This window comes from Actinomadura decatromicini (assembly GCF_008121305.1).
In the GTDB taxonomy this organism is placed as follows: Bacteria; Actinomycetota; Actinomycetes; order Streptosporangiales; family Streptosporangiaceae; genus Spirillospora; species Spirillospora syzygii.
This window is the reverse complement of the sequence record NZ_VSRQ01000002.1, coordinates 643,597-662,046: the sequence shown is the minus strand read 5'-3', so window position 1 is coordinate 662,046 and position 18,450 is coordinate 643,597. Positions and strand designations below refer to the sequence as shown.

Annotated in this window: 21 protein-coding genes; 15 read left to right on the top strand and 6 right to left on the bottom strand. The window is 70.1% G+C overall.

Annotated features, from left to right (window positions below; genetic code table 11):
• Positions 1 to 18 precede the first annotated feature (18 nt).
• The 5 genes from FXF68_RS10785 (at position 19) to FXF68_RS10765 (ending at position 4,100) form a co-directional block, all read left to right on the top strand.
• On the top strand, positions 19 to 720 hold the full coding sequence (locus tag FXF68_RS10785) for a response regulator transcription factor (RefSeq protein WP_148758770.1): 702 nt from the start codon (positions 19 to 21) through the stop codon (positions 718 to 720).
• Complete coding sequence (locus FXF68_RS10780; protein WP_222869886.1) at positions 717 to 2,144, top strand: sensor histidine kinase; 1,428 nt, start codon at positions 717 to 719, stop codon at positions 2,142 to 2,144. Before FXF68_RS10785 ends, FXF68_RS10780 begins: the two co-directional genes overlap by 4 nt.
• 49 nt (positions 2,145 to 2,193) lie before the next feature.
• Entirely contained in the window at positions 2,194 to 2,715 is a 522-nt protein-coding gene (locus tag FXF68_RS10775) for an NUDIX domain-containing protein (protein ID WP_148758769.1), read from the top strand.
• A 143-nt stretch (positions 2,716 to 2,858) separates the two neighbouring features.
• Complete coding sequence (locus FXF68_RS10770; RefSeq protein WP_148758768.1) at positions 2,859 to 3,230, top strand: hypothetical protein; 372 nt, start codon at positions 2,859 to 2,861, stop codon at positions 3,228 to 3,230.
• Positions 3,231 to 3,233: 3 nt separating this feature from the next.
• On the top strand, positions 3,234 to 4,100 hold the full coding sequence (locus FXF68_RS10765; protein ID WP_148758767.1) for a hypothetical protein: 867 nt from the start codon (positions 3,234 to 3,236) through the stop codon (positions 4,098 to 4,100).
• A 67-nt stretch (positions 4,101 to 4,167) separates the two neighbouring features.
• Here FXF68_RS10765 and FXF68_RS10760 read toward each other — a convergent pair whose 3' ends face one another.
• A complete protein-coding gene (locus tag FXF68_RS10760) occupies positions 4,168 to 4,677 on the bottom strand; it encodes a winged helix-turn-helix transcriptional regulator (RefSeq protein WP_187437846.1) in 510 nt (169 codons plus the stop codon).
• An 81-nt stretch (positions 4,678 to 4,758) separates the two neighbouring features.
• Between FXF68_RS10760 and FXF68_RS10755 the strand changes: the two genes are divergently transcribed.
• Both FXF68_RS10755 and FXF68_RS10750 read left to right on the top strand, forming a co-directional pair.
• Positions 4,759 to 5,193 (top strand): tautomerase family protein, encoded by a 435-nt coding sequence (locus FXF68_RS10755; protein ID WP_148758766.1) that lies wholly within the window; start codon positions 4,759 to 4,761, stop codon positions 5,191 to 5,193.
• 118 nt (positions 5,194 to 5,311) lie between these two features.
• Positions 5,312 to 6,430, top strand: coding sequence for a serine hydrolase domain-containing protein (locus FXF68_RS10750; RefSeq protein WP_187437845.1), 1,119 nt, complete (start codon positions 5,312 to 5,314; stop codon positions 6,428 to 6,430).
• A gap of 9 nt (positions 6,431 to 6,439) precedes the next feature.
• Here the strand turns inward: FXF68_RS10750 and FXF68_RS10745 are convergent, their stop codons facing one another.
• Positions 6,440 to 7,324, bottom strand: coding sequence for an SCO6745 family protein (locus FXF68_RS10745; protein WP_148758764.1), 885 nt, complete (start codon positions 7,322 to 7,324; stop codon positions 6,440 to 6,442).
• A gap of 109 nt (positions 7,325 to 7,433) precedes the next feature.
• Between FXF68_RS10745 and FXF68_RS10740 the strand changes: the two genes are divergently transcribed.
• Positions 7,434 to 8,024: a TetR/AcrR family transcriptional regulator gene (locus tag FXF68_RS10740; RefSeq protein ID WP_148758763.1), complete on the top strand. Its 591-nt coding sequence runs from the start codon at positions 7,434 to 7,436 to the stop codon at positions 8,022 to 8,024.
• Positions 8,025 to 8,045: 21 nt separating this feature from the next.
• On the opposite strand, the gene FXF68_RS10735 is transcribed toward FXF68_RS10740, so the two are convergent.
• On the bottom strand, positions 8,046 to 9,017 hold the full coding sequence (locus FXF68_RS10735) for an ArsR/SmtB family transcription factor (RefSeq protein ID WP_148758762.1): 972 nt from the start codon (positions 9,015 to 9,017) through the stop codon (positions 8,046 to 8,048).
• A gap of 56 nt (positions 9,018 to 9,073) precedes the next feature.
• Here FXF68_RS10735 and speB point away from each other — a divergent pair, with 56 nt between their 5' ends.
• Positions 9,074 to 10,087, top strand: a complete 1,014-nt coding sequence (gene speB, locus FXF68_RS10730; protein WP_222869885.1) for an agmatinase — start codon at positions 9,074 to 9,076, stop codon at positions 10,085 to 10,087.
• A 2-nt stretch (positions 10,088 to 10,089) separates the two neighbouring features.
• On the opposite strand, the gene FXF68_RS10725 is transcribed toward speB, so the two are convergent.
• Positions 10,090 to 11,823 (bottom strand): pyruvate dehydrogenase, encoded by a 1,734-nt coding sequence (locus FXF68_RS10725; RefSeq protein ID WP_148758761.1) that lies wholly within the window; start codon positions 11,821 to 11,823, stop codon positions 10,090 to 10,092.
• A 154-nt stretch (positions 11,824 to 11,977) separates the two neighbouring features.
• Between FXF68_RS10725 and FXF68_RS10720 the strand changes: the two genes are divergently transcribed.
• The 5 genes from FXF68_RS10720 (at position 11,978) to FXF68_RS10700 (ending at position 16,444) form a co-directional block, all read left to right on the top strand.
• Positions 11,978 to 12,511, top strand: coding sequence for a MarR family winged helix-turn-helix transcriptional regulator (locus tag FXF68_RS10720; protein ID WP_222869884.1), 534 nt, complete (start codon positions 11,978 to 11,980; stop codon positions 12,509 to 12,511).
• Between the two features lie 121 nt (positions 12,512 to 12,632).
• Positions 12,633 to 13,826 carry a homogentisate 1,2-dioxygenase gene (locus tag FXF68_RS10715; RefSeq protein ID WP_148758759.1) on the top strand — a complete coding sequence of 398 codons (1,194 nt, stop codon included), beginning with the start codon at positions 12,633 to 12,635 and terminating at the stop codon, positions 13,824 to 13,826.
• Entirely contained in the window at positions 13,823 to 14,659 is an 837-nt protein-coding gene (locus tag FXF68_RS10710) for a hypothetical protein (protein ID WP_148758758.1), read from the top strand. Before FXF68_RS10715 ends, FXF68_RS10710 begins: the two co-directional genes overlap by 4 nt.
• Complete coding sequence (gene fahA, locus FXF68_RS10705) at positions 14,659 to 15,828, top strand: fumarylacetoacetase (protein WP_148758757.1); 1,170 nt, start codon at positions 14,659 to 14,661, stop codon at positions 15,826 to 15,828. Before FXF68_RS10710 ends, fahA begins: the two co-directional genes overlap by 1 nt.
• An 82-nt stretch (positions 15,829 to 15,910) precedes the next feature.
• Complete coding sequence (locus FXF68_RS10700; protein ID WP_148758756.1) at positions 15,911 to 16,444, top strand: GNAT family N-acetyltransferase; 534 nt, start codon at positions 15,911 to 15,913, stop codon at positions 16,442 to 16,444.
• A 35-nt stretch (positions 16,445 to 16,479) separates the two neighbouring features.
• Here the strand turns inward: FXF68_RS10700 and FXF68_RS10695 are convergent, their stop codons facing one another.
• Positions 16,480 to 16,989, bottom strand: a complete 510-nt coding sequence (locus tag FXF68_RS10695) for a DinB family protein (RefSeq protein ID WP_148758755.1) — start codon at positions 16,987 to 16,989, stop codon at positions 16,480 to 16,482.
• 49 nt (positions 16,990 to 17,038) lie between these two features.
• Positions 17,039 to 17,593 (bottom strand): TIGR03086 family metal-binding protein, encoded by a 555-nt coding sequence (locus tag FXF68_RS10690; protein ID WP_148758754.1) that lies wholly within the window; start codon positions 17,591 to 17,593, stop codon positions 17,039 to 17,041.
• 65 nt (positions 17,594 to 17,658) lie between these two features.
• Here FXF68_RS10690 and FXF68_RS10685 point away from each other — a divergent pair, with 65 nt between their 5' ends.
• Positions 17,659 to 18,438, top strand: a complete 780-nt coding sequence (locus FXF68_RS10685) for a helix-turn-helix domain-containing protein (protein WP_148758753.1) — start codon at positions 17,659 to 17,661, stop codon at positions 18,436 to 18,438.
• The last annotated feature ends 12 nt before the right edge of the window (positions 18,439 to 18,450 follow it).

The following is an 18,450-nucleotide window of genomic DNA, read 5'->3' as shown; positions in this document are numbered from 1 at the left end:
GTCCCTATTCTGGCCGGTATGGACGAGGCGGGCCGGGGTGTGACGGCCGAACGGCTGCTGGTGGTGGACGACGAGGCCACGGTCCGCGAACTGCTCTCCGCGGCACTGCGTTTCGCGGGTTTCGCGGTGGCGTCCGCGGCGACCGGAGCGGAGGCGGTCGCCGCGGCCGAGTCCACGCCGCCCGACCTGGTGCTGCTCGACATCATGCTGCCCGACATGGATGGTTTCGAGGTGGTCCGGCGGCTCCGCGCGGCGGGCCCGGTGCCGGTGCTGTTCCTCACCGCCCGCGACCGGCAGTCCGACAAGGTGACAGGACTGTCCCTCGGCGCGGATGACTACGTGACGAAACCGTTCGACCTGGAGGAGCTGATCGCCCGGATCCGCGCGATCCTGCGCCGCACCGCGGGCCAGGCCGTCGTGGTCCTCAGCGTCGGTGACCTGGAGCTGGACGCCGAGGGACACCAGGTGACGCGGGCGGGACGTCCCGTCCGCATCTCCCCCACCGAGTTCCGCCTGTTGCGCTACCTGATGGAGAACGCGGGACGGGTGGTGAGCAAGACGCAGATCCTCGACCAGGTGTGGCGGTACGACTTCGGCGGCGACGCCAGCATCGTCGACACCTACATCTCCTATCTGCGGCGGAAGGTCGACACCGTGGAGCCGAAGCTCATCCACACCGTCCACGGCGTGGGTTACGTGATGCGCGGGCCGCGGCGATGATCCGGCGGCTGTCGCTGCGCGTTCGGTTGTTGCTGCTCACCGCCGGTCTGTTGCTCGCCGGGCTGGTGCTGCTCACCGCCGTCCTGTCCAACCGGTTGCAGGCCAACCTGCTCGGCCGGATGGACGGCCAGCTGCGCTCGCTCGCCACGATCGTCGCGCTCGCCCCGAGCGGCGACAAGCTCGGCACACCCAGGTCACCCGAAGTGCTCGGCCCCGCGCTGGAACTGCTCGGCACCCCCTACCTCGCACTGCTGGACGAGAACGGCACGGTCGTCGACGGCATCCACGCGCCGCGCGAGGGAAGCCGGGCGCTGCCGCCGCCGTCCGAGTTGCACCGCGTTCGGGCGGACGGCTCACCCGTCACGCTGGAGGCGGGCGACGGCTCGCAGCGCTGGCGCGCCATCGGGCTGCCGCGCCGCGACGCGGGCGGCCCGGTGATCGCCGCCGCGTCGCTGGCCGACGTCGACGCCACGGTCGGCAACGTCCGGACCTCGGGCCTCGTCGGCGGGACGGTCCTGCTGACCCTGCTGACCGTGGCGGGCTGGTTCGCGCTCGGCGGCGGCCTGCGCCCGCTGCGGAAGGTCGAGCACACCGCGGCGGCGATCGCCGAGGGCGACCTCACCCGGCGGGTGCCCGAGCTGGCCGCGTCCGGCACCGAGGTCGGACGCCTCGCCCGCTCCCTCAACACGATGCTCGGCCAGTTGGAGCGGGCGTTCGCCGACCGGGCGGCGTCCGAGGCGCGGATGCGGAACTTCGTCTCGGACGTCAGCCACGAACTCCGCACCCCGCTGTTCGGCATCAAGGGGTCGACGGAGCTGTACCAGATGGGCGGCTCGGACGCCGACGCCACGATCCGCCGCATCGACCGCGAGGCCGCGCGACTGACCGTCCTGACCGAGGACCTGCTGTTCCTCGCCCAACTCGACCAGGCCCCCGAATCGCAACTCGACCCGGCCCCCATGGATTTGCGCACCCTGGCCAACGACGCCCGCCACGACCTCAGGTCCCTGGACCCGGCACGCCCGGTCGAACTCACCGGCCCGGACGGCGGACCACCCGGCCCGGCCCCGGTGAACGGCGACGAGGCGCGCCTCCGCCAGGTGGTCACGAACCTGGTGGGAAACGCGGTCGCCCATACTCCGTCCGGCACACCGGTCAGAATCGGCGTGGGAGTGACGGGCGACCGCGCCATTCTCGAAGTGGCCGACGAGGGCCCGGGAATCGGCGCGGAACAGGCGAGCCGCGTATTCGACCGCTTCTACCGCGCCGACCGTTCCCGAGACCGCTCCGCCGGAGCCAACGCGGGCCTGGGCCTGGCCATAGCCCGCTCCCTGGCCCGCGCCCACGGCGGCGACATAGAACTGGAAACGTCCCTGGGCGAAGGCGCCCGCTTCCGCCTGACCCTCCCGGCCCAAGACCGCTGACCACCTCCGAGGTGATAGAGAACTGCGGGGAGAGCGGAAGGGGTTCGGCATGCGGTGGAAGGTTCATTCCGAGGAGTCGATCTTCAGTGATCCTTGGCTGGAGATCCGGCTGGCGGAGGTGGAGATCACTCGGGGACGGCGGTTGCAGCACCGGGTGATCCGGTCGCGGGGCGCGAGTGCGGGCGCGGTCGTCGTCGACGCTGAACGGCAGGTGCTGCTGGAATGGCGGCATCGGTTCATCACCGACGCCTGGGGATACGAGATCCCGATCGGCGGCGTTGAGGAGGGCGAGACCCCGGCCGAGGCCGCCGCTCGGGAAGTGGAAGAGGAGACGGGCTGGCGGCCGGGCGCGATGCGGCCGTTCACCGTCGTCCATCCGACGCCCGGCATCAGCGATTCGTGTCACAACATCTTCTGGGCGGACGGCGCCACCCGGATAGGCGAGCCCGCCGACGACTGGGAGTCCGAGCGCATCGAATGGGTGCCGCTCGCCGACATACACGGCCTGGTCGAGGCCGGGAAGATCGTCAGCGGGACGAGCATGGCGGCCCTCCTCCTCGCCGCCCGCTAAGGGGTCGGAGCACCCCCCGAAGTTTGGGGATACGCCTTAGGTCGCCGGTCAGTGACGCTTGGGTGCACACCGCAACAGCAGAAACGACAACGGCGGGGGCACCAATGAACGATGCTTCAAGCGATCCCGGCGACGAGGCCGCTGTGAAAGGGACCAATGGCGGCCGGTTCTTTCCCGGACCCGACCGGCCGGCCGAGGCGGTGGAATTCGCGCGGCGGCAGGCCGGGACCGTCCGGTCGGAGCCCGTGCTCGCGGTGCACCGTGCGGCCGCCGCGTCCTGGCTCAGCGAGAACGCCGACGAATTCCGGGACGACCCCGGGGCGCTCATCGACGCGGTCATCGCGCGGGCGGTGGCCCGTCCCGACCAGAAGACACTGCTGGAAACGCACGCGCTGCTGACCGAACTGGGCCGCGACGCGGAGCTCTCGGCACTGATCAGCGAGCGCCTGACCAACGACGTCATGCAGCGGGTGTTCCGACTCAGCAGTGCAGGCCACCGCGCCGAGGAGGGCTGATCGATGTCCGTTCAGGCGACGACCATTCTCTACAAAGGCCGCGACCAGACCGGCGAAACCAAGTACGGCTATCTCGCTCAGAGCGACCGGTACGGCCACGAGAACAGCCACGACCTCCAGGACACCGGTTTCTACGAGCAGATCCAGTCCGTGAAACTGTTCGACTCGTCGGTGCAGGACGTCTGCCAACTGTTCTTCACGGGCGACCAGTACGACAACGTGTACCAGTCGTGGTACGCGCTCAAGGGAAGAGGTCTCCTGAACATCACGGGAAACTGGGGCCCCGTTCGGAGTTACATGCTGGTCGCCACGTCCCGGGACGGGGAGAACGAGCTCAGGCTGAGCTACCGCGACCTGTTCTTCCAGCAATGGATCAACATGATCGACGAGATGAAGGGCGACTCCATTCGCCGGGACGTCGACCCCGTTCTCACGTGGGAGATGTTCCCCACCGATCCGAGGTACCAATCGCTCGACCCGAAACTGACCTACCTCAAGGTCCACCAGGACCTCATGGCGCTCGTCCCGTCGCCGTACACCGACTACCACATCTGGATGGAGTACTGGATCTACCTTTATCCCAGCGGCACGGGCGTGCGCGCTCACGTCCCGCAGTACGGGTGGTACGTCGACGGCGGCGCCCTGCACGACAACGTCCGCGACCGGTTCGTTTGGCGAGTGCGCGACGGAGCCGCGACGCTGGAGAACAAGGTCAACGAGAAGCTCGCGCAATTCGACGGAATCGCTCCGAACGGCGTCCACGACGTGTACTACCTGCCGGGCAGGGTCCTCAAGCCGCCGACACACACCGGTTTCACCGACGGCAATGTCACCACCAGCGACATCACCATTATCGCGACCGCGCAGTAGCCGTTTCCGGATAGGCCGCGGCGGTCACGCCGCGGCCGCCGCGTTGGACGGGACGAGAGTCCGGCGGTCACTTCTTCTTGAGCGCGGCGAGGCCGCGGCCGGCCAGCACTTTCGTCCCCGGTCCGGCGGCGGCGCCCGGCCCCGGCAGCACCTTCACGCTGTCGGCGGTCACCGGTTTCTCGCATGACGAGCAGGCGACCTGCGGCGTGAATTCGGCGCCGCAGTCGCGGTGCAGCAGGCGCGCCGGCGGGCCGCCTTCCGGCGTCGCCCATTTGTCGCCCCAGGCCATGAGCGCCATCAATACCGGGACGAGTTCGCGGCCCGCTTCGGTGAGGTGGTATTCGTGGCGCGGCGGCCGTTCCCGATAGGCCCGGCGCTCCACGATTCCGTCCGCGACCAGGGTCTCCAGGCGGCGGGTGAGCAGGTTGCGGGAGATGCCGAGGTTCTCCGCGATGTCGTCGAACCGGCGCAGGCCGAGGTAGAGGTCCCGGACGATCAGCGGCGTCCACCACTCGCCGACGCGCTCCAGGGTCTGCCCGATCGAGCAGTGCATCTCAGCGAAGCTGGTCCGTTGCATGCCTCCAGTGTAGTGGGTTGATTGATTGAACTCACTGTTGTACGTTCCAGGAAGGGGAGAGTTCAATGAGAGGACTGACTCGTGCCGTTCGTGGAGCTGTTCGTTCGTAAGGGCTCGCTCGACCAGGCCCGCCGCGAGGAGATCGGGGGCCGGCTGGTCGCGGAGGTGATGGTCGCCGAGGGCGCTCCGGACACCGAGGCCGCCAGGTCGATCTCGTGGCTCGTGGTGAACGAGGTCGACGCCTGGTTCGTGGGCGGGAAGCAGGTGACCGCCGACGAGAAGCCGAAATACGTGGTGCGGGTCGGAGTGCCCGCCGGATCGATGAACGACGAAAAGCGCCGCGACATCGTGCAGCGCGTCACCAAGGTGCTCGCGGATTCCGACGACGATCCGGGACGTTTCGCCGAAGCGACCAGCGCCTGGGTGCACATTAACGAGGTTCCCGAAGGCAATTGGGGCGCCCGCGGGGAGATCGTGCGTTTCGAGGACATCGTCGAATACGTGGTCGCCGGTTAGAGCCGCGGCGGGGGTGTCGTCAGGTACACCCCCGGCTCGGGCCTTGGGCCCAGTGCCGTCCGCGCCGTCCGCCGGAATGGTTGGTCACGTCAGCGACCGACCATTCCGAGGAGGACCCATGGCGCGCACGCTCGCCACTTCCGCCGTCATCGCAGGGACGGCCCTCGCCGTCGCCCTCGTTCCCGCTACCAGCGCGAACGCGGGCGGCGGCGGCGGTCATCCGGACCGGAAAGTGCAACAGGCCGCCGACCGGCTGGTCGCGGACGGCGCGCCCGGCGTGATCGTGATGACCCGCCGGAGCGGCCGCGTGGCGCACGTGACCTCGGGCGTCTCCGACAAGGCCACCGGCGCGCCGATGGACCACCGGCTGCTGTTCCGCATCGCCAGCGTCACGAAGACGTTCACCTCGACGGTCGTCCTGCAACTCGCCGCCGAAGGCCGCCTTTCGCTGGACGACACGGTCGAGAAATGGCTGCCGGGCGTCGTCGACGCCAACGGCAACGACGGGTCGAGAATCACCGTCCGGCAGTTGCTCGCGCAGACCAGCGGCCTGAACGAATACGTCAGGGACCCGCGTATCACGGGCGACCCCGGCCGCGTCTGGCAGCCCGCCGAACTGGTCGCCATCGCGCTGGAGAAGCCGCCCGTCCATGACCCTGGGAAGGGCTGGAACTACGCGAACACCAACTACACCCTCGCCGGGATGATTATCGAGAAGGTCACGGGGCGTCCCGTCGGCACCGAATTCCAGCGCCGCCTGTTCACGCCGCTGCGGTTGCGGCACACGTCCTATCCGGGCGGGTCCACCGCATTTCCCGGGCCCTACGTCCACGGCTACTACCACGACTACGGGGACGTCAGCACGCTGGTCAACCCGTCCAGCGGAGGCACCGCCGGAGCCCTCATCTCCACCGTCGACGACGTGGCGAAATTCCACCGCGCCCTGTTCACCGGACGGCTGCTGCCCGCCGCTCAGATGCGGGAAATGCGGACGGTCCGCCCGGTGAACGACGACGGCGTCATCGAGGACTACGGGCTCGGCGTCGCCCGCATCAAATTCTCCTGCGGATACGGATGGGGCCATGACGGCGGCTTCCCCGGCTACCGCACCTGGACGTACACGAGCGCGGACGGCCGCCGCCAGGCCATCATCACCTACAACGCGTCCGACCTGGAGAACGGCGCGAAATTCCGCGGTGACCTGACCCGGACGGCGGAAGCGGCATTCTGCGGCTGAATTCCCGCTCTAATCCCGAGGCGGCGCCTGCACCTTCCCGATTCCGAGGGTGCTCTGCGCGGGCAGCAGTCCGGTCTCCAGAACCTTGACCAGGATCGGCATGATGAGCTCCGCCAGCCGGGCGGTCTTCGCCGGGCCGAGCGCCCGCCACGGCTCGTAGGCGAGGTCGTCGGTGCTCCGCTCGACGGATTCGCGCAGCTCACGCCCGCGATCGGTGGCGGTCCCGTCGGCGGCCACGAGCCCCCGGGACGCGAGCCGGTCGCGGGCGGCGGACCATTCGGCGTCCGTCCACCCGCGGCTCGCGAACGTCTCGACGGACGCGGCGCCGACCGCGGCGAACGACACGAGCGCCTCGACCGGGTCGAGCCCGTGGGTGAGGAGCGCGGCCACGTGCCCGTCCCCGCGCTGCTCGCGCAGGATGCCGATCGCGTGCCAGAGGACGAGGTGCGGCGCGTCCGGCCAGGTCAGGTCGGCGTTCGCGGCGGCGAGCGGACGTCCGGCGGTGCTCGCGGCCTCGGCGGCGGCGCGCGCCAGCTCGGCGGCCTCCGCGAGTGCGGGGTCGGCGACGCCGTCGCCGAGGACCGTCCGGTACATCCGGTCGACGGCGCGGAGGCGGGCCTCCAGCACCCGATCCGGCGCGGCGACCGCCCAGGCCGCCGGGACGTGCTCGGCCACCGTCCGCGGGCTGAAACTGTAGAACGCGGCCGTGACCAGCGCGGACCCGGCGGCCCCGAGCGGCGCGGCGCGCCAGGCGAAATAGCTCGGCCAGCGGGTGTTTACCTTGTAGCCGAGGGCCTCCGCCTCGGCGAACACCTCGGGCGAGTACCAGAACAGAGCGTGCACGGGTTCGAGCTGATGCCACATCCGCCGCGCCAGCGCGGGATCGTCCGCCATCGCCGGACTCCTTCCAATCTTGACAGTGACAAGACTAGCTTGCCATGCCCGGAAAGGCGACGGTCCCGCCGGGTCCCCTCCCGAGGCCCTCGCAGTAGGCTGGCCGATCATGGCGGTGCCCGGAGGTCTGCGCGAACGCAAGAAGGAGGCGACCCGCCGCGCCCTGCACGCGGCCGCGATGCGCCTCACCGCCGAGCACGGCCTGGACGACGTCACCGTCGAGGCCATCGCCGACGCCGCGGGCGTTTCCCGCCGGACGTTCTCCAACTATTTCGGCGGCAAAGAGGAAGCACTTCTCTATGGCGCGGAACGACGAATGTCCGCCCTTCTCGCGGCATTCGAGTCGCGCCCTTCCTGCGAATCCTCCTGGACGGCCCTCCGCGCCGCCCTGAGCGCATTGCAAGAACGGCCGGAAGAGCCCGACCCGCAATGGGCGGCGCAGGCCCGGCTGGCCAGCGATCACCCGTCCGTCCTGGCCCGCCTGCTCCGCCAGTACGCCGAATTCGAACGGCACCTGGCCGACCTCATCGCCGCCCGCTCGAACCTCCCTCCGGGCGACGTCCGCTCCCGCGTCATGGCCGGCGCCTTCATGACGGCCGTCCGCATAGCCGCGTCGACCGGCATAGAAGAACGCCCCCTCCGCCCCCTGACCGAACTGGCCGAAGAAACACTCACCGAAATGTCCCGCCCCTTCACCTGACCGGCGAGGGCTGCCATTTCCTCAACCGGCCAGTTGGTCGCCGAGGGGGGTGCGGTGGTAGAGGACTCGGCGGCCTTGGCGGGTGCGGGTTACCAGGCCCGTGGTGTGCAGGACGCGTAGGTGCTGGGATACGGCGCTGGGTGTGACCCTCAGGTGGTGGGCTAGTTCGACTGTTGCCAGTGGCTCGTCCAAGAGGCGGAGCAGGTTGGCCTTCGGGACGCCGATCAGGGCGGCGAGGGCGGTTGGGGCGGGGGTGGGCGGCGGGGTCCATAGGGTCGCGACCGCGCGGCAGGGGTAGGCGAGCAGGGGTGGCTCGTCGGGGCTGACGGGTGGCGCGGGGCGGTGCGCGAAGACTGATGGGATCAAGAGCAGGCCCCGGCCGGACGACGCGACGCGGTGTTCGGCGATCGTCTTGTCGATCGTGAGCACTCCGTCCCGCCAGCGCAGGTCGGGGTGCATGTCGGAGAAGAGCAGGCGGGCGCCGCCCATGGCGAGGCGCCGGGCGCGGTAGGTCATGTCCGCCTCCATCACCAGGCGCATCCGCGGCCAGACCGGTTCGAGGGCCAGCCGCCAGTACCGGCGCAGGGCCGCGCGGATCTCGTCGCCGAGCCGGAGCACGGCCGCGTCGTCACCGGCGGCGGCGCGCAGCGGCTCGGGCAGCGGGCCCGGCGCATGCGCGGCGGCCAGGTCGCGGCGCACCACCTCGGGGCGGACGCGGCGGACGACGGCCAGCTCGTCCTCGAACGCCGGGGCGAACGCCGTCGGCGGCGGCGTCAGGAAGTCGGGCAGGGCGAGGCGCCGTCCGATCAGGGACATCAGCAGGGTCGTGTCGAGCGCGCCGAGCCGTCCCAGCACCGAGCGGCGCCACGGCAGATGCAACGCCGAAAGCCCGGGATCGCGCAGGACCCGCAGGCTGAGGACGGCCTCCTGCAACGGCGAGACGGTGAACCGGGCGTCGGCGAGGTCCTCGACGCCGAGCACGAAGCTGATCATTAAGCCGCACGCTACCTTCATCGACAGCGGGCCGCCGCCCCCCGTGGACTGTCGGCATGACAGATGAAGCGCCTGGCACGGGCCGTCCCGTGCTGCCGTACGGAATGCAGGCCCAGCTCGATTCGTCCTCGTACATGGGGGTGCCCACGTTCGGGTTGCGGCCGCATCTGACCGAGCCCGCGCAGCTCGACGAATGGGCCCCCGACGTCGCGGTGATCGGGGCGCCCTGGGACGACAACACCACCAACCGTCCCGGCGCCAGGTTCGGGCCGCGCGCGCTGCGCGCGAACGCCTACGACGCGGGCAGCTACCACCTCGACCTGGAGATCGAGATCTTCGACCACCTGTGCGTGGTCGACTACGGCGACGCGATCGTCTCGCCGGGCATGTGGGAGCCGTCCCGCGAGGCGATCCACCAGCGGGTGCTGGACGTCGCGAGCCGCGGGATCGTCCCCGTGGTGATCGGCGGCGACCACTCGGTGACGTGGCCGAGCGGGACGGCCGTCGCCGACCACCACGGCCACGGCAGGATCGGAATGGTCCATTTCGATGCGCACGCCGACACGGCGGACATCCTGCGCGGCAACCTCGCCAGCCACGGGACGCCGATGCGGCGGCTGATCGAGTCGGGGGCGATCGCGGGGCGGGACTTCGTGCAGGTGGGGCTGCGCGGCTACTGGCCCCCGCCCGACGTGCAGGAATGGATGCGCGAGCAGGGCATGCGGCATCACCCGATGCAGGAGATCTGGGAGCGCGGCATCCAGGACGTGATGGACGACGCCATCGAAGAGGCGAGCGACGGGACCGACGGGATCTACCTGTCGATCGACATCGACGTGCTCGATCCCGGTTTCGCGCCGGGCACCGGGACGCCCGAACCCGGCGGGCTCGCCCCGGCCGACCTGCTCCGGGCCGTCCGCCAGGTCGCATTGCGGACGAACGTGGTGGCCATGGACGTCACCGAGGTCTGCCCGCCCTACGACCACGCGGACCTGACCGTCAACAACGCCCACCGCCTGATCTGGGAGACCCTCGCCGGACTCGCCTGCAAGAAGCGCTCCGCTGGTTGAAATCAGGGACGGGGGATGTTTCGGAGGTTGCTCCGGGCCAGGTCCAGCATTTTCCTTACGCCACCGGTCAGAACGGTTTTGCCTGCCGCCAGAGCGAAGCCCCGTACCTGTTGCGGAGTGATGTGCGGGGGCATTGAGAGGGCGTTCGGGTCGGTCACGACGTCCAGCAGGTACGGGCCGGGAGCGGACAGGGCGCGTTCCATCACCGAGCGCACGTCGGTCGGGTTCTCCACGCGGGACGACTCAATCCCCATCGCCTCGGCGATCGCGGCGAAGTTGACCGCCTCATGGTCGGTTTCGTAGGACGGGAACCCGTCCACCAGCATTTCCAGTTTCACCATGCCGAGCGAAGCGTTGTTGAAAACGATGATCTTCACGGGGACTCGGTGCAGTTTCACCGTGAGGAGTTCGCCGAGCAGCATGCCGAGGCCGCCGTCGCCGGAGACGGAGATGACCTGGCGGCCCGGCGCGCCGTACTGGGCGCCGATCGCGTGCGGGAGGGCGTTCGCCATGGAGCCGTGGACGAACGAGCCCATCACGCGGCGGCGCCCGTTCGGCGTGATGTAGCGGGCGACCCAGACGTTGCACATTCCGGTGTCGACGGTGAATATCGCGTCGTCGGCGGCGAGGTCGTCCAGGACGCTTGCGACGTATTCGGGGTGGATCGGGATGTGCTTCTCGATGTCCCGCGTATAGGCGGAGACGACGTTCTCCAGCGCGCGGGCGTGCCGGTGCAGCATGTCGTCCAGGTATGACTGGTCCTGTTTCTGCTGGACCTTGTCGAGCACCAGCCGCAGTGTTTCGCCGATGTCGCCGTGCACGGCCAGGTCCAGCGGCGTGCGACGGCCCAGCCTCGACGGGTCGTCATCGATCTGAATGGTGTTCCTGCCCGGCAGGAACTGGTCGTACGGGAAATCCGTGCCGAGGAGCAGGACCAGGTCGGCCGCCTGCATGGCCTCGTAGCACGCGCCGTAGCCGAGCAGTCCGCTCATGCCGACGTCGTACGGATTGTCGTACTGGATCCATTCCTTGCCGCGCAGCGCGTGCCCCACCGGCGACAGCAGTTTGTGCGCGAGTTCCATCACCGCGGAATGCGCGTCCTGGACGCCGGAGCCGCAGAACAGCATCACCTTGCGCGCCCGGTTCAGCGCCCCGGCGAGCTGCTCCACCTGGTCGGACGGCGGCCGCACGATCCCCTTCCGGACCAGGAAGTCATGCTCCCCGGTGGGCGCCACGGCGTCCTGGCTGGCCGTGTCGCCGGGCAGCGTCAGGACGGCGACTCCGCCGAGCCCCACCGCGTGCTGGATCGCGGTCCGCAGAATGCGCGGCATCTGCGCCGGAGTGCCGATCGCCTCGCAATAATGGCTGCAATCGACGAAAAGGCGTTCGGGATGCGTCTCCTGGAAATAGCCGCTGCCGATCTGCGTGCTCGGGATCTGCGACGCCAGCGCCAGCACCGGCGCGCCCGACCGGTGCGCGTCGTAGAGGCCCTGGATCAGGTGCGTGTTCCCGGGGCCGCAGCTCCCGGCGCAGACGGCGAGCCGCCCGGTGGTCTGCGCCTCGGCCGCCGCCGCGAACGCGCCCGCCTCCTCGTTGCGGACGTGCACCCACTCGATGCCGCCGGTCCGGCGGACGGCGTCCACGATCGGGTTGAGGCTGTCCCCCACCACCCCGTAGACGCGCCGGACGCCCGCCTGCCGCAACACCTCGATGAACTGGTCGGCGACGGTCGCCATCGTGCCCCCCGAACCATCGTCCCTGCCGAACCATCGTCCCCGCCGAACCCCCTCGGCTGCCCCGCACCGGGACGATGCCCGATGATCGACCGCTGACACCCGCGCCCCACCCGGGTTAAATAGTCAAACCATGTACCACCCGAGGAGGCCCGCGATGACCGCCCCAACGGACGACGAGCTCGACTTCTGGTCGTTCGTCGACCTGGCCGGACGCAGGCTCGCCGGGGAGTTCGGCTTCCCGCACCGGCTCGCGACCCGGCTGCTGCTGACCCTCAACCGGGCCTCGGCGATCGTGACCTACGACCTGGAGTCCACGGTGCACCGGCCGCGCGGGCACTCGTGGTCGGCGTTCCGGCTGCTGTTCGTCACCTGGCTCGCCGGGCCGCTGGAGCCGGGCCGCGCCGCGACGCTCGCCGGGATGAGCCGCGCCGCCGTCTCGAACCTCGCGAAGACGCTGGTCGCGGACGAGATGCTGACCCGCGCCCCGGGCGGGCGCGACGGCCGCTCCGTCCTGCTGTCGCTGACCCCGCGCGGCGAGCGGGCGATGCTCGACATCTTCGCCGACCAGCACGAACGCGAGCGGCAGTGGGCGGACGTCCTGACCGAGACCGAGCAGCGGATGCTCATCATGCTGCTCGACAAGCTCATCGAGGGGCGGCACGAGTTCGACGTCCGCGAACGAAGCTGACCCGCTCCCACCGCCCACCCAGCCCGAACCGCCCTCTGGTTAGGGCCTTCCCTGGACGGAAGAACAGTCGTAGTGTCGACACCAAAGTAGTTAATGCGTTAATCATCGGAGGCGATGGACCATGGCCCACTACCGCCGGGTCGGCCACGTGCCGCCGAAACGCCACACCCAGCACAGGGACGGCGAGGGGCGGCTCTACTTCGAGGAACTGATGGGCGAGGAGGGCTTCTCGTCCGATTCGTCGCTGCTCTACCACCGGGAGATCCCGTCCGCGATCGTCGACTCGCAGGCGTGGGACGTCCCGGACGTGACGACGACGCCGAATCATCCACTCCGGCCCCGTCACCTCAAGCTGCACGAACTGTTCCCCAAGGAGACTTGGGACGAGACAGATGTCGTCACCGGCCGCCGGGTCATCCTCGCCAACAACGATGTCCGTATCTCGTACGTGGTGTCCGCCAAGGAGTCGCCGCTCTACCGGAACGCGACCGGCGACGAGATCGTGTACGTCGAGTCAGGCACGGCCACGGTCGAGACCGTCTTCGGGACGATCGAAGCGAAGCAAGGCGACTACGTCGTCATCCCGACGTCCACCACGCACCGCTGGCTGCCCACCGGCGACGAGCCGCTGCGCGCCTACGCGATCGAGGCGACCGGACACATCGCGCCGCCCAAGCGCTACCTGTCCCGCTACGGGCAGTTCTTGGAGAACGCCCCCTACTGTGAGCGCGACCTCCACGGACCGGACGAGCCGCTCCAGTCAGACGAGACCGATGTCGACGTCCTGGTCAAGCACCGTGGTTCACGCGGCGTCACCGGAACCCGGATGACCTACGCGCGGCACCCGTTCGACGTCGTCGGCTGGGACGGCTGCCTGTACCCGTTCACGTTCAGCGTCCACGACTTCGAGCCCATCACCGGGCGCGTGCACCAACCGCCGCCCGTGCACCAGGTGTTCGAGGGGCACAACTTCGTGGTGTGCAACTTCGTCCCACGCAAGGTGGACTACCACCCGCTGTCCATTCCGGTGCCCTACTACCACTCCAATGTCGACTCCGACGAAATCATGTTCTACTGCGGCGGCAACTACGAGGCGCGAAAAGGCTCCGGCATAGGTCAGGGGTCCGTTTCCGTCCATCCCGGTGGGCTCGCCCACGGGCCGCAGCCCGGCGCGTACGAACGCAGCATCGGCGCCGAGTTCTTCGACGAACTGGCCGTCATGGTGGACACGTTCCATCCGCTCGAACTGGGTGAGGGCGGGCTCGCCTCCGAGGACGAGGCGTACGCCTGGACGTGGGCGAGGCGGCAGAAGTGAACGTTCCCGCTTTCGCCGTCGGCCTGTGCGATGACGCGGCCGTGTTCCCACCCGGTCTCGCTCCGCTCGCCGACGCCGTCCCCGCCCACCGCGCGCACCGCGCCGCCCCCTACGCCGCGATCGTCGGCCCGCTCGTCCTCCCGGCGAGCGCCCTCGACGACCTGTACCCGCTGCTGCACGGCGACCCGCTGGACGTGTCGCTCACCGCGCCCGGCGGCCCGTGCGAGGCGGCGAAGGCCCTCGCGGCCGCCGCCGAGCTGCCGGTGGACGTCCGCGGCCTGGAGGTCGCCGTCCCCGCCGGAATGGAGGCGGACGAGTTCTTCCGCCTGCTCGGCGACGTCGAGGCCCCGCTCTTCGTCGAGGTGCCGCGGGACGACCGCCGCCCGTCGATCATCGCCGCCGTCGCCGCGCTCGGGCACCGCGCGAAGTTCCGCACCGGCGGCGTGAAGGCCCACCTGTACCCCGGCCCGGACGAGCTGGCCGCCGCGATCAAGGCGGCGGTGGACGCGGGCGTCCCGTTCAAGGCGACGGCCGGGCTGCACCACCCCGTCCGCAACACCGACCCGGAGACCGGCTTCCACCAGCACGGATTCCTCAACCTGCTGCTCGCGACCGACGCGGCGATCATCGGTCGGCCGAGCGGCGACCTCGCCGCGATCCTCGCCGACCGCGACGCGCGGGCCGTGGCGTCCCGCGTCGCCGCGCTCGGCGACGACCGGACGGCCGCCGTCCGCGCCCGCTTCCTGTCGTTCGGCACGTGCAGCATCACCGACCCCCTGACCGAACTCGCGGACCTGGGACTCATCGCGTCCGCCCTCCAGGAGACCGCCTGATGACCCGAATAGCGATCCCGGAGGACTCCCTCTTCGGACTCGCCAACCTCCCCTACGGCGTGTTCTCCGCGCCGGGCGCCGCCGTCCCGCGCGTGGGCGTCCGCGTAGGGGACTCCGTTGTCGACCTCACCGTCCTGGACGACGTGTTCGCCGCGCCGTCCCTCAACCCCTTCATGGAACAGGGCCACACCCGGTGGGTGGAGGTGCGCGAACAGGTACTCGACCTCGTCTCGGACGACGTACCCGACGCGGCCGTCCACCCGGTGGACGCGGTTGCCCTGCACATGCCGTTCGAGGTAGCCGACTACGTCGACTTCTATGCGTCCGAGCACCACGCATCGAACCTTGGACGATTGTTCCGTCCCGACTCCGAGCCGCTGATGCCGAACTGGAAGCACCTCCCGGTCGGTTACCACGGGCGTGCCGGGACGGTCGTCCCGTCCGGGACGGACATCGTCCGCCCGAGCGGGCAGCGCAAGGCACCGTCCGACACCGCGCCCACGTTCGGGCCCAGCCGCCGTCTCGACATCGAGGCGGAGGTCGGGTTCGTCGTCGGCACCGGTTCGACTTTCGGCACCCCGGTCAGCGCGGACGACTTCGACGAGCGTGTTTTCGGTGTCGTGCTCGTCAACGACTGGTCGGCCCGTGACATCCAGGCGTGGGAGTACGTGCCGCTTGGGCCGTTCCTAGGGAAGAGCTTCGCGACGTCCGTGTCCCCTTGGGTCGTTCCCCTGCTCGCCTTGGAAGCGGCCCGTGTCGCGACCCCGCCGCAGGACCCGGAGCCGCTTCCGTACCTGCGCGAGAAGAACCCGTGGGGGCTCGACCTGGAACTGACCGTTTCCTGGAACGGGCAGGTCGTCTCCCGTCCGCCCTACAGGGAGATGTACTGGTCGCCTGCGCAGATGCTGGCGCACATGACGGTGAACGGCGCCACGTCCCGTACCGGCGACCTGTTCGCGTCCGGGACGGTCTCCGGCCCCGCCAAGGACCAGCGCGGCGCGTTCATCGAACTCACCTGGGGCGGCAAGGAGCCCATCGAGGTCAACGGCCAGCAGCGCACGTTCCTGGAGGACGGCGACGAGGTCGCCATCGGCGCGACGGCGCCCGGCCCGTCCGGAGCCCGTATCGGGTTCGGCGAGGTCACGGGCCGCGTCCTCCCGGCCCGCTGACCGCGGTGACGAAGCGGCGGGGTCGGACGCTGGACCCCGCCGCCCGCCGGTGCGTGACCGGGGCTGCGCTAGGTTCGGGGAAATGGACGCAGTAAAGCCCGCATTCCGGACCGCGACCGCCTCGGACGTGCCCGCCCTCGTCGCCCTCGTCGAGTCCGCGTACCGGGGCGACTCCAGCCGCGCCGGGTGGACCACCGAGGCCGACCTCCTGGACGGCCAGCGCACCGACCCCGAGATGGTCGCGGCCGCCGTCGCCGCCCCTTCGGGCGTGGTGCTCGTCGCCGAGGCGGACGGCGTCCTGAACGCCTGCTGCCAGCTCGAAAGGCGCGAGGACCACGCCTACTTCGGGATGTTCGCCGTCCGTCCCGGCTTGCAGGGCGGCGGCATCGGCAGATCCCTGCTGGCGGAGGCCGAGCGCCTGGCCCGCGACGAGTGGGACGCGACCGAGATGCACATGACGGTGATCAACGCCCGCACGGAACTGATCGCCTGGTACGTCCGCCGCGGCTACATCCGCACAGGCCAACTGTCCCCGTTCCCCTACGGCGACGACCGCTTCGGCCGCCCCAAGCGCGACGACCTGGAATTCGAACTCCTCCTGAAAAAACTGACCTGACCCCCGGGTAAAGCACCACACCCAAATCTGGGTGGTTATTCGCCGGTTGTGGTGTCGGTTAGTTCGCGGACTATGTCCAGGTGGCCTAGGTGGCGGGCGTATTCCTGGAGGACGTGGAAGAGGATCCAGATCAGGGCCGGGTGGTGGTCGGGCGGGTTGAAGGCGCCGCCGGTGCGGGCCGTGTCCTGGAGGTCGGCGGAGGCGACGATCGCTCGGGAGCGGGCGCATTCGTCCAGGAAGAGGGCTTGGAGGCTCTCCAGGGTGTCGGATTCGTCCGCGTGCCAGGCGGACGAGCCGGGGCGTTGCTCGCCCCAGATCTCGTCCACCCGCTCGGCGGCGAAGCCCCAGCGAAACCAGCGGCGTTCCACGAACGCGAGGTGTTTCAGCAGGCCGAGGGGCGTCCAGCCGGACGGGAGCCGGCTGGTGCGCAGGTCGGCGTCGGGCATTCCGTCGAGCTTGCGCAGCAGGGCGGCGCGGTAGTAGTCGAGGTAGCCGAGCAGTAGTTCGCGCGGCGCGGTCAGCGTGTCCGGCGGTTCGGTCGTCATGAGGCGGACCGTAACCGCCGGACGGCGTGGCGGGCGAGTGGATATCGGGTCAGGCGCGGCGGCCGGAGGCGGCTACGGCGCGGGCGAAGGCCGAGGCGCCGTCCGGGACGGGCGCCGGGGCGGCGAAACCGTCGTACTGCCGGTACATGCCGGCGTATTTCTCGACGATGCCCAGGACGAATTCGCCGGTCTCGGGCGAGAGGCGGTACTCCTCGCCGACGGTGGTCGCGACGTCCCAGCCGTGCAGGGCCAGCTCCATGATCATCATGGCGGCGACGTCGGCGGCCGGGGTGCCGTTGACGTCGCCCTCCCACACGGCCGGGTCGGCCCAGGCGGCCACCGCGCGGTCGAGCTGGGCCGCGTACTGCTGCGGCCAGGCGGCGTCGGCGGTGAAGTCGCGCGAGTTCAGCTCGTCGGGGATCTCGGTGCGCAGCGCGCGGTGCTCCAGCCCGTGCCCGGTGTAGAGGACCAGGTGGTTGACCAGTTCGCGGAGGTCGAACTGGGCGCACGGGGTCGGGGCGTCCAGCCGCTCTCGCGGGACGGCGTGGGCGACGCGAGCGGCCTCGGCGGCGCACTCCTTCAGGTGAGCGTGCTGGTCGTTCATGGGTCTCACGCTACGGACGCAACAGGGGCGGCTTCTTGGAGAAACGCGCCAAGTACCCTGGTCAGATGGTCGATTTCGGACGCGGCGTGCTGTACCCGCGCGAGCACGCGACCATCGCGAAGCTCGACCGGCGTCCGCCCGGCCCGGCCCTGGCGGGGTTCGTGGAGTTCTACTGGCATGTCCGGTGGAGCGTCGTGGAGCCGTACGAGACGAAGGTGCTGTCGCATCCGAACGTCCATCTCGTTTTCGAGGAGCCGGGACCGCTGGTGTACGGGGTGGATCGGAGTCTGTTCGTCCGGCGGCTCGAGGGACGCGGGCATGTCCTGGGGGTCAAATTTCGGCCCGGCTGTTTCCGGCCGTTCGCGCCGGGGCCGGTGATCGATCTCGCCGACCGCCGGATTCCCGCCGCCGAGGTTTTCGGCTCGCGGGTGGACGACCTCTCCCGCGCCGTCCTGCGCGGCGACGACCTCGACGCGATGGTGGAAACGGTCGAGGAGTTCCTGCGGGACGGCCTTCCCGAGCCCGATCCCGTCGCCGAGCAGGTGGCGGACATGGTCGCGGCGATCACCGCTGACCCGGCCCTCTTCCGCGTCGACCAGGCGGCGGAGGCGCTGCACGTGTCGGCCCGGACGTTGCAGCGGCTGTTCGCCGAATACGTCGGCGCGAGCCCGAAATGGGTGCTGCGCCGGGCCCGGCTGCACGAGGCCGCGGCCCGCGCCGACCAGGGCGTCCGCCTCGACTGGGCGGCGCTGGCGGACGACCTCGGCTATTTCGACCAGGCCCACCTGACCCGCGACTTCACCGCCACCGTCGGCGTGCCCCCCACCCGATACGCCGACGCCTGATTCGCCGACGCC

Coding starts and splice junctions, on each gene's coding strand:
- FXF68_RS10785 (WP_148758770.1), top strand. CDS start 19: ATGGACGAGGCGGGCCGGGGTGTGACGGCCGAACGGCTGCTGGTGGTG.
- FXF68_RS10780 (WP_222869886.1), top strand. CDS start 717: ATGATCCGGCGGCTGTCGCTGCGCGTTCGGTTGTTGCTGCTCACCGCC.
- FXF68_RS10775 (WP_148758769.1), top strand. CDS start 2,194: ATGCGGTGGAAGGTTCATTCCGAGGAGTCGATCTTCAGTGATCCTTGG.
- FXF68_RS10765 (WP_148758767.1), top strand. CDS start 3,234: ATGTCCGTTCAGGCGACGACCATTCTCTACAAAGGCCGCGACCAGACC.
- FXF68_RS10760 (WP_187437846.1), bottom strand. CDS start 4,677: ATGCAACGGACCAGCTTCGCTGAGATGCACTGCTCGATCGGGCAGACC.
- FXF68_RS10750 (WP_187437845.1), top strand. CDS start 5,312: ATGGCGCGCACGCTCGCCACTTCCGCCGTCATCGCAGGGACGGCCCTC.
- FXF68_RS10745 (WP_148758764.1), bottom strand. CDS start 7,324: ATGGCGGACGATCCCGCGCTGGCGCGGCGGATGTGGCATCAGCTCGAA.
- FXF68_RS10740 (WP_148758763.1), top strand. CDS start 7,434: ATGGCGGTGCCCGGAGGTCTGCGCGAACGCAAGAAGGAGGCGACCCGC.
- FXF68_RS10735 (WP_148758762.1), bottom strand. CDS start 9,017: ATGATCAGCTTCGTGCTCGGCGTCGAGGACCTCGCCGACGCCCGGTTC.
- speB (WP_222869885.1), top strand. CDS start 9,074: ATGACAGATGAAGCGCCTGGCACGGGCCGTCCCGTGCTGCCGTACGGA.
- FXF68_RS10725 (WP_148758761.1), bottom strand. CDS start 11,823: ATGGCGACCGTCGCCGACCAGTTCATCGAGGTGTTGCGGCAGGCGGGC.
- FXF68_RS10720 (WP_222869884.1), top strand. CDS start 11,978: ATGACCGCCCCAACGGACGACGAGCTCGACTTCTGGTCGTTCGTCGAC.
- FXF68_RS10715 (WP_148758759.1), top strand. CDS start 12,633: ATGGCCCACTACCGCCGGGTCGGCCACGTGCCGCCGAAACGCCACACC.
- fahA (WP_148758757.1), top strand. CDS start 14,659: ATGACCCGAATAGCGATCCCGGAGGACTCCCTCTTCGGACTCGCCAAC.
- FXF68_RS10700 (WP_148758756.1), top strand. CDS start 15,911: ATGGACGCAGTAAAGCCCGCATTCCGGACCGCGACCGCCTCGGACGTG.
- FXF68_RS10695 (WP_148758755.1), bottom strand. CDS start 16,989: ATGACGACCGAACCGCCGGACACGCTGACCGCGCCGCGCGAACTACTG.
- FXF68_RS10690 (WP_148758754.1), bottom strand. CDS start 17,593: ATGAACGACCAGCACGCTCACCTGAAGGAGTGCGCCGCCGAGGCCGCT.
- FXF68_RS10685 (WP_148758753.1), top strand. CDS start 17,659: ATGGTCGATTTCGGACGCGGCGTGCTGTACCCGCGCGAGCACGCGACC.